The sequence below is a fragment of the Gluconobacter sp. OJB genome (genome assembly GCF_039638275.1).
GTDB classification, from domain to species: domain Bacteria; phylum Pseudomonadota; class Alphaproteobacteria; order Acetobacterales; family Acetobacteraceae; genus Gluconobacter; species Gluconobacter cerevisiae.
Genome location: NZ_JBDIWH010000001.1, coordinates 814,551 through 831,786, shown reverse-complemented (window position 1 = coordinate 831,786; position 17,236 = coordinate 814,551). Strand labels below are relative to the sequence as shown.

16 protein-coding genes are annotated in these 17,236 nt (G+C 61.0%); 10 read left to right on the top strand and 6 right to left on the bottom strand.

Translation table 11 applies throughout. The features are described from left to right. The first annotated feature begins 15 nt into the window (after positions 1-15). The 3 genes from ABDK74_RS03815 (at position 16) to ABDK74_RS03805 (ending at position 3,499) form a co-directional block, all read left to right on the top strand. Complete coding sequence (locus tag ABDK74_RS03815; protein ID WP_346004155.1) at positions 16-1,941, top strand: nucleoside-diphosphate sugar epimerase/dehydratase; 1,926 nt, start codon at positions 16-18, stop codon at positions 1,939-1,941. After that, positions 1,938-3,080 carry a DegT/DnrJ/EryC1/StrS aminotransferase family protein gene (locus ABDK74_RS03810; protein ID WP_346002774.1) on the top strand — a complete coding sequence of 381 codons (1,143 nt, stop codon included), beginning with the start codon at positions 1,938-1,940 and terminating at the stop codon, positions 3,078-3,080. The genes ABDK74_RS03815 and ABDK74_RS03810 overlap by 4 nt, the downstream gene beginning before the upstream one ends. Before the next feature lie 122 nt (positions 3,081-3,202). Next, positions 3,203-3,499 carry a hypothetical protein gene (locus tag ABDK74_RS03805; RefSeq protein WP_228120941.1) on the top strand — a complete coding sequence of 99 codons (297 nt, stop codon included), beginning with the start codon at positions 3,203-3,205 and terminating at the stop codon, positions 3,497-3,499. On the opposite strand, the gene ABDK74_RS03800 is transcribed toward ABDK74_RS03805, so the two are convergent. The 4 genes from ABDK74_RS03800 to ABDK74_RS03785 form a co-directional block, all read right to left on the bottom strand. Then, positions 3,462-3,848: a TipAS antibiotic-recognition domain-containing protein gene (locus ABDK74_RS03800; protein WP_346002773.1), complete on the bottom strand. Its 387-nt coding sequence runs from the start codon at positions 3,846-3,848 to the stop codon at positions 3,462-3,464. The genes ABDK74_RS03805 and ABDK74_RS03800 overlap by 38 nt on opposite strands. Positions 3,849-3,972: 124 nt before the next feature. Beyond that, positions 3,973-4,239 (bottom strand): MerR family transcriptional regulator, encoded by a 267-nt coding sequence (locus tag ABDK74_RS03795; RefSeq protein WP_346002772.1) that lies wholly within the window; start codon positions 4,237-4,239, stop codon positions 3,973-3,975. Between the two features lie 59 nt (positions 4,240-4,298). Continuing rightward, positions 4,299-5,444, bottom strand: coding sequence for an AI-2E family transporter (locus ABDK74_RS03790; protein ID WP_194255230.1), 1,146 nt, complete (start codon positions 5,442-5,444; stop codon positions 4,299-4,301). A 109-nt stretch (positions 5,445-5,553) separates the two neighbouring features. Next, on the bottom strand, positions 5,554-7,461 hold the full coding sequence (locus tag ABDK74_RS03785; RefSeq protein WP_346002771.1) for an ABC-F family ATP-binding cassette domain-containing protein: 1,908 nt from the start codon (positions 7,459-7,461) through the stop codon (positions 5,554-5,556). Positions 7,462-7,604: 143 nt separating this feature from the next. Between ABDK74_RS03785 and ndk the strand changes: the two genes are divergently transcribed. Next, a complete protein-coding gene (gene ndk, locus ABDK74_RS03780) occupies positions 7,605-8,027 on the top strand; it encodes a nucleoside-diphosphate kinase (RefSeq protein ID WP_346002770.1) in 423 nt (140 codons plus the stop codon). 85 nt (positions 8,028-8,112) lie between these two features. Here ndk and purN read toward each other — a convergent pair whose 3' ends face one another. After that, on the bottom strand, positions 8,113-8,757 hold the full coding sequence (gene purN / locus ABDK74_RS03775) for a phosphoribosylglycinamide formyltransferase (RefSeq protein WP_346002769.1): 645 nt from the start codon (positions 8,755-8,757) through the stop codon (positions 8,113-8,115). After that, a complete protein-coding gene (gene purM / locus ABDK74_RS03770) occupies positions 8,754-9,851 on the bottom strand; it encodes a phosphoribosylformylglycinamidine cyclo-ligase (RefSeq protein ID WP_346002768.1) in 1,098 nt (365 codons plus the stop codon). The genes purN and purM overlap by 4 nt, the downstream gene beginning before the upstream one ends. A gap of 103 nt (positions 9,852-9,954) precedes the next feature. Between purM and ABDK74_RS03765 the strand changes: the two genes are divergently transcribed. The 6 genes from ABDK74_RS03765 (at position 9,955) to ABDK74_RS03740 (ending at position 17,223) form a co-directional block, all read left to right on the top strand. Then, positions 9,955-10,668 carry a DnaA ATPase domain-containing protein gene (locus ABDK74_RS03765; protein ID WP_408874496.1) on the top strand — a complete coding sequence of 238 codons (714 nt, stop codon included), beginning with the start codon at positions 9,955-9,957 and terminating at the stop codon, positions 10,666-10,668. A gap of 231 nt (positions 10,669-10,899) precedes the next feature. Continuing rightward, positions 10,900-13,059, top strand: a complete 2,160-nt coding sequence (locus ABDK74_RS03760) for an RNA degradosome polyphosphate kinase (RefSeq protein ID WP_408874495.1) — start codon at positions 10,900-10,902, stop codon at positions 13,057-13,059. A gap of 5 nt (positions 13,060-13,064) precedes the next feature. Continuing rightward, the gene (locus tag ABDK74_RS03755) at positions 13,065-14,543 is read left to right on the top strand and encodes a Ppx/GppA family phosphatase (protein ID WP_346002765.1); all 1,479 of its coding nucleotides are present in this window, start codon (positions 13,065-13,067) and stop codon (positions 14,541-14,543) included. Continuing rightward, entirely contained in the window at positions 14,540-15,304 is a 765-nt protein-coding gene (locus tag ABDK74_RS03750; RefSeq protein WP_346002764.1) for a CDP-diacylglycerol diphosphatase, read from the top strand. The genes ABDK74_RS03755 and ABDK74_RS03750 overlap by 4 nt, the downstream gene beginning before the upstream one ends. An 81-nt stretch (positions 15,305-15,385) precedes the next feature. After that, positions 15,386-16,552, top strand: a complete 1,167-nt coding sequence (locus ABDK74_RS03745; protein ID WP_194255222.1) for an MFS transporter — start codon at positions 15,386-15,388, stop codon at positions 16,550-16,552. Further along, positions 16,549-17,223, top strand: a complete 675-nt coding sequence (locus tag ABDK74_RS03740) for an HAD family acid phosphatase (protein ID WP_346002763.1) — start codon at positions 16,549-16,551, stop codon at positions 17,221-17,223. Before ABDK74_RS03745 ends, ABDK74_RS03740 begins: the two co-directional genes overlap by 4 nt. Positions 17,224-17,236: the final 13 nt, after the last annotated feature.

Genomic DNA, 17,236 nt, shown 5'->3' with positions numbered 1-17,236 from the left:
GCTTCGCGTACGTCGATGCAGGCACGGCGCATTGCGCTCAATGTCGCGCTGGACGGAGTCGTGTCTGCGGCGGCGGCGCCTGTTGCACGCTGGCTGGCAGATCCGGCCGGAGGATGGCTCCATCCATTATGGTTCATTGCGGGTGGTGGGATCACGCTTCTGGTTGGCGGGTTGCCGTTCCGTGTTCCGCAGCAGTACTGGCGGTTCTCGGGCGTGGCGGACCTGTTCAATATTGCCTGCGCCTCGGTTCTGAGCGCACTGCTGTTTGCCGGGCTGTTACGTGTGGCGGGGTATCCGCTGCCGACGCCGACCTTCCCGATCATTCATGCGCTGGTTCTGCTGGTGTTTCTCGGCTCCGTTCGCATGATGTGGCGGCTGGCGGCGCGGCGTAAGAGCAGCGCGCTGGCCAATCAGCGCATTCTGCTGCTGGGCGCGGATCATGAGGCGGATCTGTTCATCCGGGCGATGGAGCGCGATAGCGAGAACAGTCGCAGTGTGGTGGGAATTTTGACTGGCGGGTCACAGCAGGCCGGGCGGCGTATTCATGACTGCCCCATTCTAGGAACGATCAGCGAAACCCCCGCTATTCTGGAGAGGCTTTTCGCCGCTGGAAAATTGCCCGACGCCCTGGTTCTGACCACTGGAGAAATCAAAGGGCGGGAACTGGCCCGGATTCTTGAATCGGCGCGGGTTTATGACATCGACGTTCAGCGAACGCCGTCGCTGACAGCTTTGCAGCCGGCGGATCGCGTGGAGCTTCGGCCTATCGCGATTGAGGATTTGCTGAACCGTCCTCCCGTTGCACTCGATTCGCAGGGTATGACACGGCTGATTTGTGGTCGGGTTATCGCTGTGACCGGGGCGGGAGGCAGTATCGGCTCAGAGCTTGCGCGGCAGATCGCGTCTTTCCGGCCCGCTATGCTTCTCCTGATCGAAAGCAGCGAATATGCGCTGTGGCAGATCAATTTGGACATTTCCGAGCGTTTTGGCAGCGTGACGCGCCACCAGATCGTCGCGGATGTGCGCGATCGGCGGCGCATGGCAGAGATTTTTGGAGAGTACCGACCGCAGATCGTGTTTCATGCGGCGGCTCTCAAGCATGTGCCCATCGTTGAAGACAATCCGGTCGAGGGTGTGCTGACGAATGTGATCGGTACGCGGATCGTGGCGGATGAGGCTGAGCGTGCCGGTGCACAGGCGATGGTCATGATTTCCACGGATAAGGCGGTCAATCCGTCCAGTCTGATGGGGGCCAGCAAGCGCTGTGCGGAGGTTTACGGGCAGGCGCTCGATATGCGCGCGCGGGCCGGGCAGGGCAGCATGCGGTGCGTGACCGTGCGGTTTGGCAATGTGCTGGGGTCCACGGGGTCGGTCGTACCGCTCTTTAAACGGCAGCTTGAACATGGTGGACCGCTGACGGTCACGCATCCGGACATGACGCGCTATTTCATGACGGTTCCGGAGGCTGTGGGGCTTGTTTTGCAGGCGGCCGTGCGCGGAACGCATGAGCGTGCGGAACACGATGCGACGGATCGGCGCCTCAAGCAGGGCGGGATTTTCGTGCTCGATATGGGCGATCCGGTGCGGATCATGGATCTGGCATTCCAGATGATCCGGCTGGCCGGGCTGCGTCCCGAAACCGATATCGAAATCCGCTTCACAGGGCTGCGTCCGGGCGAAAAGCTGTTCGAGGAACTGTTCCACGGCCGCGAGGCCCCGGTTCCGACAGATGCGCCCGGTTTGCGGATGGCGTCTCCGCGGACTGTCGATTTCAGGGTGGCGAAACTTGCGATGGACGAGCTGGAAATGGCCTGTCGCGCAAACGATCTGGGCGCGATTATGACGATCCTGTACAGGCTGGTTCCTGAATTCCTTCATAACCGTGACGGCGGAATGCCGGTTGCGGTCTCCCATCCCGATCCGGAGATGATAGCGCCATGACACGGCAGATTGCTTTTCTCGACCTTCCCGCCCAGCAGGCGCGCCTCGGCGGCAGCATCCAGAAGCGCGTGGATGCCGTCATGGCGCATTGCCGTTTCGTGCTTGGCCCGGAAGTGCAGGAACTGGAGCAGCGTCTGGCAGAGTTCGGAGGCGCGAAACATGCAATCGGCGTCTCATCCGGCACGGATGCGCTGCTGATGGTGATGATGGCTGAAGAAATCGGGCCGGGAGATGCGGTTTTCCTACCAGCCTTCACCTACACCGCGACGGCAGAAGTCGTTCTGCTGCTGGGTGGGACGCCGGTTTTCGTGGATGTTGATCCGCAGACCTTCCAGATCAGTCTTGAATCGCTGAAGGCGCGGCTTGAGGCCGTCCGTCAGGCAGAGGATCTGGAGCCGCGAGTCGTAATCGGGGTGGATCTGTTCGGACAACCTGCGCCCTGGGACGAACTGAAGCTCTGGACGGCGCAGGAAGGTCTGACGCTGGTGGCCGACTGTGCGCAGTCTTTTGGGGCGACCTATCATGGCCGCCGTCTGGGACATGAGGCGAAGGCGACCACCTTGTCTTTCTTCCCGTCCAAGCCGCTGGGTGGTTATGGAGACGGCGGCGCGATCCTGACAGACGATGATGATCTGGCGGCGTTGTATCATTCCCTCCGCACGCATGGCGAAGGCCGCACGCGTTATGAAGTCGAGCGGATCGGGATCAACGGGCGTTTGGATACGCTTCAGGCGGCTGTACTTCTGGCAAAGCTCGATGTGTTTGACGCAGAACTGAAACGTCGGGATGCGATTGCGGCGGCCTATGATGCCGGGATGCCTGCGGGGATTGTATCGCCCGCACGCGTGCCTGACAGCGAGAGTGCGTGGGCGATCTATACGGTCCTGCTGCCGGATGCGGCGAAGCGGGAGTCGCTTCAGGCGTTTCTGAAGGATTCAGGCGTTCCGACCGCCATTTATTATCCCAAGCCGCTGCATCATCAGCCAGCCTATGCGCCGCATCATGACGGAGCCTCCCTGCCGGTCGCGGAAGAGCTTGGTACGCGTGTTCTGGCACTTCCCATTCATCCCGAGCTGACGGACGAGGACGTTCGCCATATCATTGCAGCCCTTAATCAGTGGGCAGGAGAACAGGCGTGAGACGCGAGCAGAAACTTCTTTTTGTCTTTGGGGCCTTGGTCCTTATTCCAGTGGGCGTTATCTGGTTTGTGACCTGGCCGCTGCTGCATGCTTGGAAATTTCCGCAGGTGACTGCGGGACAGATGAGCGCGCCCATCAGTCGCGATCTGTCGGCAGATGAAGTTCAGAAGGTCAATCTGTGGCTTCAGTCGCATGAGACGGCCTGGGGCCCGTCGGGCGAGCGGCCGCCTGCACCGGGGCAGGTCATTCTTGAAATGTCCACGGCGCAGGGACAGCCGTTGATTGTGTCCATCTGGAAACAGAAGAAGCAGGACGATATCGTGGGCGTTCAGCTTGAGAAGAACGGCCCGTATCGGATGAATGCTTTTCCCGATGCGCAGCTTATGGCGTTGCAGCCTGATGGCGCGCGGCCGAAATAATGAAGTCCTGAACGTCCGGGCTGAAAGGCAGCTTTCGCTCGGACGTTTCCCAGTTATCCCGCTCCAGATACATCCGGTTCGCCTTGGCCCAAAGTTCTGGACCGGTCGCTTCCTGCAAGGGTTGCTGTAGAGCCTTCCAGTTCGCCAACAGTTTAGCGGCTTCGGCGCTTTCAGGGGTGACCTGACGGCGCAGCGCGTCTTCGCACTGACCGATGAGCGTCTCCCACTGTTTCGTGTATGTCGTACATTGCGTCGGGGGGAAATGGCTGTTGGCCATGTCCTGCCAACGTTGTTGTTCGTCAGACGTGAAATACTGATCCAGTACGTCTCTCATGGCTGTGGATGTCATGTACTGCTGTCCTTTGCTGATGAGGGCGCAGAAAGACGTCAGGTCCGGAACCGTTTCTCCTGAAATGGTAGCGCAGGCGGTCTTCATCTGGCCGATAATGGCGTCGAGTTCGGTACGCCGGGCCTCAAGAACGCGGAGCTGGGCTTTCTAGGAGTCTTTCTGCATCGAGGGGTCCACGCGAAAGGGAAGCAATCTCCTTCAGCGTGTAGCCGGCCCGTTTCAGGAGCAGGATGTGCGTTAGCGTTCCGATATCGGCTGCTTCATAGGCGCGACGCCCGTTTTCTGAGCGTCGTGGGTGAAGCAGGTTTGCAGCTTCGAAATGACGCAGTGCCCGGGGAGGGACGCCGGTTGCGAGCGCGAGTTCGCCGATTGTCAGGATTCGTGTGGTCATCATCATGCTCCTGACGCGACATCAAGGGTGATGACGTTACGTCAGGAGCAAGCAGAAATTTACTTCTGCCGTTTTTCTTCTTCTTCCGTAACTTCACCGACGTCACGGCGGGTCTGGTTTTCGTCCTCCAGCGGGGCCGTGGCCTTGTCGCCCATGGCCAGAAGGGCGGCGGTGATGGGAGAGGCGAGGATCAGGCCGGGGGCACCCAGAATGGAGCCAAAGACCGTCTGCGAGAGGATGGCCATCGCGGGCGGCATGTGGACGGCGCGGCGCTGGATTAGTGGGGCGAGGACGTTGCCCTCGAAGAACTGGATCACGCAATAGAGGATGGCGACGAACAGGCCCTCATGTGTGCCGAGGGACAGGCCCAGCAGGACAGCAGGCACGGCACCGAGAATGGCGCCGATATAGGGTATGAAATTACACAGACCCGCCACGACCCCGAGCGCCAGTGCGAGCGGGACGCCAATCAGCGACAGGCCGATGCCAGAGAGGATGCCGACTACGAGCATGTCCAGTGCCTGCCCGGCAGTCCACGCCCAGAGAGTGGCACCGGCGGTCAGCATCAGTTCACGCGCGGCAGGACGGTGTTGCGTAGGGACGAGGCGCAGCATTCCGTCGATATAGACGGCGGGGCTAAGGGCGAAATACAGACCGGCGATCAGAATGACCAGAAGTGTTCCGATGATGCCGAAAACACTGCTGAGAAGGCCCGTGACCGAGCCCGCCAGCCCTGATCCCAGCGAACCGAGACCTCCCGTGCCAGCAGCATTGCCTCCGAGTGACGAGGGCAGGTGATCTAGGACCATCTGGCCGATCGTGGAGCCGGAAAGATGGGCGCGGAGTTCACCGGACTGGGTGATCAGCGCCTGTTTGAGACGGATGAACTGGTCGCTGATGGAGGGGCCGCTGCTCCAGCCAAGGCCGATCATGGCGACGAGGATCACGACGGTCACGAGGGCGACCGCACCCTGATAGGGAATGACGGGAACGTGACGCCGCAGCATGCGGGCAAGTCCATGCAGGACTATTGCCACGAGAGCGGACGCAAAGATCACGGCCAGAACATCGCCGATCAGCCAGATGGCGAGCAGCATCAGGGTCAGGGCCAGCGTAATCCGCATCAGCCCGGCAATTCTGGACAGCTCCCGCGCGCGGGGTTCCGTTTCGCTGCGTTCTGCCGGATCGGAAAAAGAGATGCGCATGGGGAAGTCAGTCCTGGGATCAGTCGTTGACGACTGGCTTATGGGGAGTGGCAGGGAGGGTCAATAACCCCCCGTAGAAGACAGTGTTGCGTGAAGGCCCCCGAAAGGCTCAGAGCGTCGCATCTTCCAGTTCGGCCTGCGCTTCGAGCCAGCTTTCCTCAATAGTTTCGAGCGTGGCGTTGAGTGCGGCAAGATGCACGTTCAGAGAGGTCAGTTCCGCAGCATCGCCGGACTGATACAGGGCAGGATCAGCCAGTCGGGCCTCGATCTTTTTCTTTTCGCCGGAAAGCTGGGTCATTTTGGCTTCGGCATCGCGGATTTTCCGGCGAAGCGGCGCGAGGGCGCGGGTTTGTTCCTTGCGGTCGATGCGTTTCTGGGCAGAAGGTGTGCTTCCATCTGCTGACGCCGTGGCGGCTTTGCTGCGTTCCGCCATCTCGGCACGTGCTTTGCGGGCACGTTCGAGAAGCCAGAGGCGATATTCGGCCATGTCACCATCAAACGGTGAGATCGTGCCGTCCTCGACCAGCCAGAAACGGTCGGCGACGGATTCCACCAGATGGCTGTCATGGCTGATGAGGACGACCGCTCCTTCGAAAGCCGAAAGCGCGCGGATCAAAGCGTCTCGGGCATCGAGATCCAGGTGGTTGGTCGGTTCGTCGAGGATCAGCAGATGAGGGGCTTCGCGGGTGGAAAGGGCGAGGAGCAGACGTGCCTTTTCACCGCCAGAGAGTTCACCGACTTTGGTTTCGGCGCGATTTTCGTCGAGGCCGAACCGGGCGAGTTGCGCGCGGACCGCAGCGGGGAGCGCGTCCGGCATGGCACGGCTCATATGGTCGATGGGCGTGTCGGTCAGGACGAGTTCGTCGCTCTGATGCTGGGCGAAATAGCCGATTTTCAGCTTGGGCGAATGGCTGTAGGTACCAGACATCGGTTCCAGCCGACCGGCGAGCAGCTTGGCAAAAGTGGATTTGCCGCGGCCGTTCTGGCCGAGCAGCGCGATCCGGTCTTCCATATCCAGACGCTGGTTCAGTCCTTTAAGCACGACGCGCCCGTCATAGCCAAGGCTGACATTGTTCAGGCTCAGCATTGGCGGCGGTAAAGGCTGCGGCTCGGGGAAAGAGAAGCGGGTGGGGGTGTCTTCCACGACGCTCTCGATCTGGGGAAGGCGTTCGAGGGCTTTCAGGCGGGCCTGCGCCTGTTTGGCTTTGGTGGCCTTGGCGCGGAAACGGTCTACAAAGGACTGCATATGCGCGCGCTGGGCGGAAATACGTTCTGCGGCCCGGTTCTGCTGGAGGGCCTGTTCCGTGCGGATACGGACGAAATTATCGTAGCCGCCGGGGGTGACGCTGATTTTCTGGTGATCGAGATGGGCGATGGCATCAACGGTGTTGTCGAGCAGGGAGCGATCATGGCTGACGATAATGGCCGCACCAGAGAACTTCGCGAGCCAGGATTCCAGCCAGAGCGTGGCTTCGATATCGAGATGGTTCGTCGGTTCGTCGAGCAGCAGCAGATCGGGGTTCAGGAACAGGGCCGTGGCGAGGGAGACGCGCATCCGCCAGCCACCAGAGAAGTCCGAGACGGCACGATTCTGGGCATCCTGATCGAAGCCGAGGCCCGACAGGATGGCACCGGCACGGGCAGGAGCCGTGTAGGCGTCGATGGCGATGAGGCGGTCGTGCACGTCTGCGATACGGGCAGGGTCGGTCGCGGTCTCGGCTTCCGTGAGTAGCCGTGTACGCTCGAGATCCCCTTCGAGAACCGTATCGAGAATGGACGTGCTGCCTGAGGGGGTTTCCTGTTTGACGCGGCCCATTGTGGCGCGGGCGGCGAGGGTGATGGTGCCGCCATCGGGGGCGAAATCACCGGCGATTGCGGCCAGAAGGGTGGATTTTCCGGCGCCGTTCCTGCCGATCAGGCCGATCTTGCGTCCCGGGTCCACACTGAGGGACGCATTGTCCAGCAGGGAACGGCCCGCGATGCGGAGGGTCAGGTCGGTAATGGTGAGCAGGCTCACGGGCGCCTCGATCAGTCGGGAGAAAAGAAACAGGTCGGTTAAAATACTGCGACAGACCTATCAGGAACGATGAATTTGCTCTAGTGGAACGGCGGTATTGACCCGCTGGTCCAGCGAGGACCGGTCCTAACAGGAGAAGAAAGATGGCTCTCGAGCGCACGCTTTCCATCATCAAGCCCGACGCCACCAAGCGTAACCTGACCGGCAAGATCAATGCCGTGTTCGAAGACGCTGGCCTGCGTATCGTTGCCCAGAAGCGCATCCACCTGACCGAGAAGCAGGCTGGCGCTTTCTATGAAGTGCACAAGGCCCGTCCGTTCTACGGCAGCCTCGTGTCCTCCATGATTGCCGAGCCGGTTGTCGTGCAGGTTCTTCAGGGTGAAGGCGCTGTCGCCAAGAACCGTGAAGTCATGGGTGCGACGAACCCGGCCGACGCTGCTGAAGGCACCGTTCGCAAGCTGTTCGCAGAGAGCATCGAAGCCAACTCCGTGCACGGCTCTGACAGCCTTGAGAACGCGAAGAACGAAATCTCCTTCTTCTTCGCCGAGACGGAAATCCTGCCGTAATTTTTACGACAGATAGTCTGTTCTTAATAAAAAAGGCGCGGACTTCGGTCCGCGCCTTTTTTTGTCCCGATAAGCTGGACGCGTTTTACTTCGCAAAAACGTCGCAGATCATTTCGAGCACGTCCGGATAGAGAAGGTGTTCCTGTTCCAGCACGCGGGCGGCAAGGGTTTCTGGCGTATCGGTCTCGAGAATGGGAACGCTGGCCTGTCCTAAGATGGGGCCTTCGTCCACGCCGGAAGTCACGAGGTGGACGGTGCAGCCATGTTCTTTCACGCCAGCTTTAAGGGCGGCTTCGTGGGTGTGCAGGCCGGGGAAAGCGGGCAGGAGGCTCGGGTGGATGTTGAGCATCCTGTCTTCCCACGCATTGACCAGCCACGGTGTCAGGACCCGCATATATCCCGCGAGGACGACCAGCATGGCGCCGGACGCCTGAAGGGCTGCATCGATTTCGCGTTCGTGGGCTTCGCGGTCCGTACCGAAAGGCTTGTGGTCGATGACAAGGGTTTTAAGGCCCGCTTCTTCGGCGACTTCAAGACCCGGTGCGTCAGGGCGATTGCTGAGGACCAGCACGATTTCGGCGGGATAGTCCGGTCGGGCGCAGGCCTCAATCAGGGCACGCATATTGCTGCCACGACCGCTGATGAGGATCGCGACGGGGACTTTCTCGGTCTTTTTAGGCGCGTTTTTGGCGGGGGGCTTGGTTCTGTTTCTGACGGGCGGCTTCTTCATGCGAAGGAGACCGGTGCGGTCAGGGTGTAGGCGTCGTCGGAGCGGACGATCTGACCCATGAGGAAGCCGGTTTCGCCGCGTGCGTCCAGTTCCGCCATGACCTTTTCAGGTTCGGACGTGACGAGCACCATGCCGATGCCGCAGTTAAAGACGCGGAGCATTTCGTCAGCGGCTACGTTGCCAGTTTTGGCCAGCCAGCGGAAGACGGACGGGACGACCCATGCGGCACCGTCAATGCGGACGCCGAGGCCTTCGGGCAGGACACGCGGCAGATTGCCCGGCAGGCCGCCACCAGTGATGTGGGCGCAGCCGTTCAGCAGGCCCTTGGCGTGCAGGTCCAGAACCGTGCGGACGTAGAGCTTCGTGGGTGTCAGCAGGGCTTCGGCCAGTGTGTGACCTTCGGCAAAGGGAGCGGGAGCGTTCCAGCCGAGGCCGGAGCGGCGCACGACTTCGCGGACCAGAGAGAAGCCGTTGGAATGAACGCCGGAGGAGGGCAGGCCGATCAGCGTGTCGCCTGCGGCGATGTTGGCGGGGAGCAGGCTGTTGCGCTCGGCCGCGCCAACACTGAAGCCCGCGAGATCGTAGTGGCCGGGAGCGTACATGCCGGGCATTTCAGCCGTTTCGCCGCCAACAAGAGCGCAGCCGGACTCGGCGCAGCCCTTGGCGATGCCCTTCACGACCGTGGCTGCGGCTTCGACAGAGAGTTTTCCGGTCGCGAGATAGTCCAGAAAGAACAGCGGGGTAGCACCCTGCACGACAAGATCGTTGACGCACATGGCGACGAGGTCGATCCCGACGTCATCATGTTTTCCGGCCTCGATGGCGACCATCAGCTTCGTGCCGACGCCATCGGTGCAGCTGACGAGGACGGGATCTGTAAAGCCTGCGGCCTTCAGATCGAAAAGCGCGCCGAAGCCGCCGAGGCCGCCCATCGTGCCGGGACGGTTCGTGGCTTTGGCTGCGGGTTTGATCGCGTCGACCAGTGCATCGCCTGCGGCAATGTCCACGCCAGCCTGTGCGTAGCTTGCGCCGCCAGTCGTGCTGTGGTTCGTGCCCTGGCTCGATCCGGGGGCGATATCAGGCTGATCGGTCATGGTCGAAAGGTTCCCGCTGGTTGACGTGACGCCGTTCTAGAGCATCCTGCGCGCTGGCGGAACGCCTGTTTGACGGTGCTACGGCATGAAAAAGGGGGTTGCGATGACGAAACGGGATGTGGGCGGGGTTTCGGCAAGGCCCGCAGCCACCCAGATGGCGTTTCCGCTGCGTCGGGTGACGGCGATGACGTCCGACCGTTTCATCAATGGTCCGTCGAATGTGGCGGCACGGGCATGGCTTGCGCGCAGTCAGTGGCCGGATGGGCGTTTGTGGCTGTGGGGCCCTTCGGGGACGGGAAAGACGCATCTCCTGACGGCATGGGCGCACGAGCATGACGCTACGGTGCTGGATGCCCGGCTGTTCTCCACGTCCTCTGCGGGAGGCCGGATCCGGGTTCAGGGAAATCTTGCGATCGACAATGCCGATTCGCCGGGCGATGAGGCGACCATGCTGCATCTGCTGAACGATGCGTTCTCTCAGGGCGATCGTGTTCTGATGGCGGGGCGCCTGCCGCCGTCGCGCAGTCATTTCATGTTGCCCGATCTGGCGAGCCGTCTGCGGGCGACAGCCACGACTGCGACGGGTGAACCCGAGGACGATCTGCGGGCGACGCTGCTTCTGTCGCTGCTGGCGGACCGGCAGCTTGTTGTGTCGCAATCAGTGACGGACTGGCTGTGGCGGCATCTGCCGCGGACGGGCAATGCGCTCGTCTCGGCGGTAGAGCGGTTGGATGAAGCGGCACTCGTGCGAAAGCAGCCCATCACGCGGGCGCTGGCGCTTGAGATGCTGCCGGATCTGCTGACGCCGGAGGAGTAGGTGTCACGGACGTGACACAAAAACTCTGTTTGACATGCCAATCCCGAGGCATGACCTTTGATGTGAATTGTATATCCGTGTGTTCCGGAAGGCCCCATTGTGACGACTGAAGATTCCCGGCCCGCGCCGCGCCGCCGCTCCCCCCGCAAGCCCCGCAGTGCAGTGACACCCGCCCAGAACCGCAGCCGTCGCCGACAGACTCCCGCTATCCGGGCCGAAGATTACGCGCGCATGGCAACGTCGCCGGAGCGCTTTCTGAACCGCGAGCTTTCCTGGCTGGATTTCAACGAACGTGTCATTGACGAGGCCGAGAACGCCCATAACCCTCTGTTAGAGCGGGTGCGGTTCCTGTCGATCAGTTCCAGTAATCTGGACGAGTTCTATTCTGTCCGTGTGGCCGGGCTTGTGGGACAGGTGCGCGAAGGCATGGTCGTGCGCAGCCCGGATGGGCTGACACCCATCCAGCAGCTTGCGCAGGTGCGGCAGAAGGCGCGGCATCTTCTGGCCGAGCAACAGCGTGTCTGGCATGTGCTCGAAGGGGAGCTGAAGGACGCGGGGATCGTCATCCTGCCGACCGACTCGTTGGACGAGACGGATCTGGCGCAGCTTTCCACGCTGTTCGACGAACGCGTATTCCCCGTGCTGACACCGATGGCGGTCGATCCGTCCCATCCGCTCCCCTTCATTCCGAATATGGGCCTGGCGCTGCATATGCGTCTGAAGGATGCCACGTCCTCAACCCATGTCATGGATGGTCTGATCCTGCTTCCCGCGCAGGTTCCCCGTTTCCTGCGGCTCCCGGCCCGTTTGAAGGAAGGGCAGGAAACGCCGGACCAGATCCGCTTTGTGCTGCTCGAAGACCTCATTACACTCTTCGCCGGACGCCTGTTTCCGGGGCTGGTGATCGGGGCGGCGGGTGTGCTGCGCGTGATCCGCGATACGGATGTGGAGTTTGAAGACGAGGCCGAGGATCTGGTCCGGTCTTATGAAACGGCGCTGAAGCAGCGTCGGCGCGGCGTGTGCATTCATCTCGCGCTGGACCGCAAGCTGCCGGACACGCTGGGTCGTGAGATGGGTGACGAGCTTGGGGTGGGCGAGGAGGACGTTGTCGTCCTGCCTTGCTTCGTGGGTGTGACCGATCTCAAGCAGCTGATCGTGGATGACCGTCCGGATCTGGTTTTCCCGCCTTATACACCGCGCTTTCCCGAGCGGGTTCTGGATTATGACGGCGACTGTTTCGCAGCGATCCGGGCGAAAGACATGCTGGTCCATCATCCGTTCGAGAGCTTCGATGTGGTGGTGCAGTTCCTGCGTCAGGCCGCGCTGGACCCGAATGTGCTGGCGATCAAGCAGACGCTGTATCGCACATCCCGCGACAGCCCGATCGTTCATGCGCTGATTGAAGCAGCAGAGGCCGGGAAGTCGGTCACGGCGATGGTCGAACTGCGGGCCCGGTTTGACGAGGAAGCCAACATCCGCCTGTCTCGTGCGCTTGAAGCGGCGGGCGTGCAGGTCGTGTTCGGCTTCGCGCATCTCAAGACCCATGCCAAGCTGAGTCTTGTGGTCCGTCGCGAGAACGGCTCGCTCCGGTCCTATGCGCATTTCGGAACGGGCAATTACCATCCGATCACGGCGCGGATTTATACGGATCTGTCGTTCTTCACCTGTGACCCGAAGCTGGCTTCAGATTCGGCGCGCCTGTTCAACTATATGACGGGCTATGCCATCCCCGCGAAAATGGATGCGCTGGCCTTCTCGCCCATCACCATCCGCTCCACGCTGGAACAGCTCATTCAGGACGAAATCGACCATGTGAAGGAGGGGCGGCCGGGGTGGATCTGGCTGAAGATGAACAGCCTCGTGGATGCCGAACTGATCGACAAGCTCTACGAAGCCTCGCAGGCCGGGGTGAAGATCATCGGGATTATCCGGGGAATCTGCTGTCTGCGGCCCGGTGTGCCGGGGCTTTCGGACAATATCGAAATCAAGTCGATTGTCGGGCGTTTTCTGGAACATTCCCGGGTTTTCGCCTTTGGAAACGGGCATCGGATGCCGTCCGCCAAGGCAAAAGTTTTCATTTCTTCGGCAGACTGGATGGTGCGGAACATGGACTGGAGGGTAGAAGCCATGGTGCCCATCACGAACCCAACGGTCCATGCGCAGATTCTTGGCCAGATCATGACGATGAACATCAAGGACAACCTTCAGAGCTGGACGCTCACGAGGGACGGCTACTGGCATCGGGTTTCGCCGGGCGCACATCCGTTCTCCGCCCACGAATACTTCATGAACAATCCGTCCCTGTCCGGCCGAGGCTCGGCTGCGCGGGAGAAGGTCCTTCCGGAGGCACATCGCCCCCGTGAGCGGCCCGACAGGATTCTGGAAGACTGATTTTCATGTCCTCATCTGCACAGCGTTCCGCCATTGTCGATCTTGGGTCCAACTCGGTCCGGCTGGTTGTTTTTGAAGGGGTGACGCGCAATCCCCTTCCGATTTTCAACGAGAAAGCCACGCTCAAGCTGGGGCGCGGGCTGGATGTGACCGGGCGTCTCAATGACGAGGGCGTTACGCTGGCGATGGACGTGCTGGGGCGGTTCCATGCCGTCGCCCGTGCCATGGGGGCCGAGCCTTTCGAGGTGCTCGCCACTGCAGCCGTTCGCGATGCGACCAACGGACCGGATTTCGTGGATGCCATCCGTGCGCGGATGCCGGGTGTGCCGATCCGCGTTCTGGAAGGAACGGAAGAAGCCGATTACGCGGCCCGTGGCGTTCTGTGCGGTCTGCCGGAAGCGAATGGACTGGTTGCGGATATTGGTGGCGGTTCTCTGGAACTGATCCATGTTGCGGACAGCCAGTATTTTGAAGCCGTGACGACCAAGCTGGGCGTGATCCGACTGCATGACCGCGCCAAGGGCAGCATTGAGCGGGCAGCGGAAATTGCGAACGAGCTTCTGGCGGAGGTGAACTGGCTACCGGGGATGACCGGGCGACCGCTTTATCTTGTGGGCGGGGCGTTTCGTGCGCTGGCGCGGCTTCAGATCGCGCGGACACAGTATCCGCTGAACCTCGTGCATCTGTTTACCCTATCGGAAGGGGAAGCGCGGGAAATGGCGGACTGGGTGATCAGTTCCCCGCGCCGAACCCTTGAGAAAATGCCCGGTGCGCCCCGCAAGCGTCTGGCGGATGCGCCATTTGCGGCAGTGGTGCTGCGTTGTCTGATGGAGCGTGTCCGTCCGTCCAAGGTCGTGTTCAGTGTCGATGGACTGCGCGAAGGCTGGTACATGCGCCATGTGGCGTCCTCTGTCGCGGATCTTGATCCGATGACGGATCTGGCGACGGAGATGGCCAATCGTCTTGCCCGCAGCGCCTCTCTTGCAGAACCGCTGGTGAGTTGGACAGCGCCGCTGTTCCGGGACGAGACGCGGACCCAGAAACGCCTGCGTGAACTGGCGTGCATGTTCTCCGATATTGGCTCCTATGATCATCCCGAATATCGGGTCGAACAGACCTATCGACGGGTGATGTATGGTCATGGTGTCGGTTTCGATCACAGTGCGCGGGCTTTTATCGGGCTGACGCTTGCCGTGCGTTATGAAGTGTCGATGGATTCTCCCCTCATCGAACCTTCCCGGCAGCTTCTGTCGCGTTCTGAGATCGAGCGTGCGGTGCGTCTGGGCCTCGCGCTCAGGCTGGCCTATACACTCTGCGCGGGGACGAAAGTCCTTCTGGATGAGTGCAGGCTTCTTGTGGAAGACGGAACGCTCGTGTTGGTTCTGGGCGCGCGCAGCGTGCGGGCAGCGGGCAGTGCAGTCCGTCGTCGCTTCGAGAGGCTCGCGGCTGCGATGCAGCTGGAATGTCAGGTTAGGGAAGAATGACTTTGCGGGATTACGGGACGACAGCCAGGTTTGGTCTTGTTGCGGCGGTAGCGGTTTTCGGACTGTCCGGCTGCGGAAAATCCCATGACCGGGGCGCGCTGTGGAAAGTCGTTCACGGACGCTGCGCTGTGGATGCGGATCATAAGCCCTGCACGGTTTATGACGAGAAAGACGGCTACGCCCTTCTCAAGGACCAGACCGGTCGCGGGCAGTATCTGGTGATCCCGACGCAGAAGGTTCCGGGCGTTGAAGATTCCGTCCTATTGAAGCCTGAGACGCCGAATTATTTCGCGGAGGCTTGGGGCGAGCGTGCGCATGTGGCGCAGTCCTACGGGTTTGAAATCCCTGATTCGCATCTGTCGATGGCGATCAATTCGCGTCCGGGGCGCACGCAGGACCAATTGCATATCCATCTGGATTGCCTGACGTCCTATGCGCGCGCCGAACTCGACAAGAACATGATTACCGAAGACTGGTCTCTGGTCTCGCTGTATGGGCATCCCTATCGGGCGCGGATTGTGGCGTCTCTGGAGCCGTCACCATTCCGGGTGATTGCCGCTGATGATATGTCCATCCACACGCTTGTCATCACGCCCGCAAAGCATGGCGGGTTCATCCTGCTCGATGACATGGCGCATGTGCTCGATCATGGATCGGGCGAAGAGCTTCAGGACCATGAATGTCATCTCGATGATCCGCACCACAAATCCATGATCATGGATGGTATGGATATGGGGCAGCATCCCAACGGCATGATGTAAGACAGCTTTGGGTTGTCCGGGGATTCCGGGTGTGGCAAGGTTCGATCAATCTCGAACAATTGACATTCCCGGAGATCGGTCTTGAACCTGGCAGCGAAATCGTCCCCGAACTGGCCTCTGCTCTCGCTTGCCGTTGGCGCCTTTGCCATCGGCACCACAGAATTTACGCCGATGGGCCTTCTGCCCGTCATCGCGCATGGTCTTCAGGTCAGTGTACCCAAGGCGGGTGGGCTGGTGACGGCTTATGCGGTGGGCGTGATGCTGGGCGCGCCCGTCATTACGCTGCTGATGGCACGCTTTCGGCGCAAACTGGCCCTGATCCTGCTGATGGGGCTGTATGTGGCAGGGAATCTGCTGTCTGCGGTTTCCGCCAGCTATGATTTGCTTTTTGCCTCACGCGTCCTGACCAGTCTGGCGCATGGGGCGTTTTTCGGTCTGGGGGCCGTGGAGGCTTCGCTGTCTGTTGCGCCAGCGCGTCGGGCGAGCGCGGTGGCGTCCATGTTTATGGGGCTGACGATCGCCAATATTATCGGCGTTCCGGCCATGACGTGGCTCGGGCTGAATTTCGGCTGGCACAGTGCATTCGGCGTCACGGCGATACTGGGGCTCGTGACCATGTTGGCCGTACAGTTTGCTTTACCTGCGCGTGAGGTTGGTCCGGCACCGGAAGTCGGGCGTGAATTGCGGGTTCTCGTGAAGGGCAACGTGCTTCTGGCGCTGCTGACGACCGCGATCGGCGCCGGCGCGATGTTCGTGCTCTACACCTATATCGCGCCGATCCTCGAACACATCACCCATGCCAGCCCGACCATCATCACTCTGGCACTGATGCTAACCGGTGTCGGGTTCTCGATCGGCAACGCCATTGGCGGCCGGAGTGCGGATCGCTCTCTGGATGGAAGCTTGCTGGTCTTTTTCCCCATTCTTGGCGTGATCATGCTGATTTTTCCGTGGATGGCGCAGAGCGTACCGGGGGCGCTTTTTGCGGCGCTACTGTGGGGTGCGGCGACCTTTGCGCTCATGCCTGCGCTTCAGATGCGGGTGATGCAGGCCGCACATGATGCGCCTGCGCTGGCGTCGTCCATGAATATCGGGGCGTTCAACCTTGGCAATGCGATCGGTGCGGCTCTGGGAGGGATCGCGCTGTCCATGGGGTTGGGCTATGGCGGTGTGTCCGTCATCGGTACGGCTCTGGCGCTGGTCGGGGTCGGGCTTGTTCTTCTGTCACGAAAGGTGGCTCCTCCATGATCCGTTCCCTCCTGCTCGCCACCAGCCTGTTTATTGCGCCTCTTTCAGCACTGGCCGCGCAGCCTGCGAATGTTGGCGATGCCATTATGGCCGCCAGCGCCTATCACGACAGCGGCGATTATCAGCGCGACTTCGACGCCGTGGTTGCCCAGGCGCGCCAGTGGATCAACGAGACGGCGCCCAAGACGCGCCATCCCGCGATCGTTCTGGATATCGACGAAACGACGCTGTCCAACTGGGACGAAATCCGCGCCGATGATTTCGGCTATATTCCGGCTGGTCCGTGCGACGCCCTGCCCAAAGGGCCTTGTGGTGCGATCGCGTGGGAAAAGAGTGGTCGTGCACCGGCTTTCGCGTCCACGCTGGCGCTGATAGAAGAGGCTCAGGCGAATCATGTCGCGGTGTTTTTCGTGACAGGGCGTCATGAGGACGAGCGGGACGCGACCGAGCGGAACCTGCATCTGGCGGGAATTCAGCACTGGGACGGGCTGTATCTACGACCGATGACCTCCCATGGATATGCAGCCTTGTACAAGGCGCCGACCCGCGAGCGGATCGAGCGTAAAGGCTATACAATTATTGCAAGTCTTGGGGATCAACCGTCCGACCTGAGCGGTGGTTTTGCAGAAAAGACTTTCCTGCTGCCGAATCCGTTCTATCGTATTCCGTAACATTATGTAATTC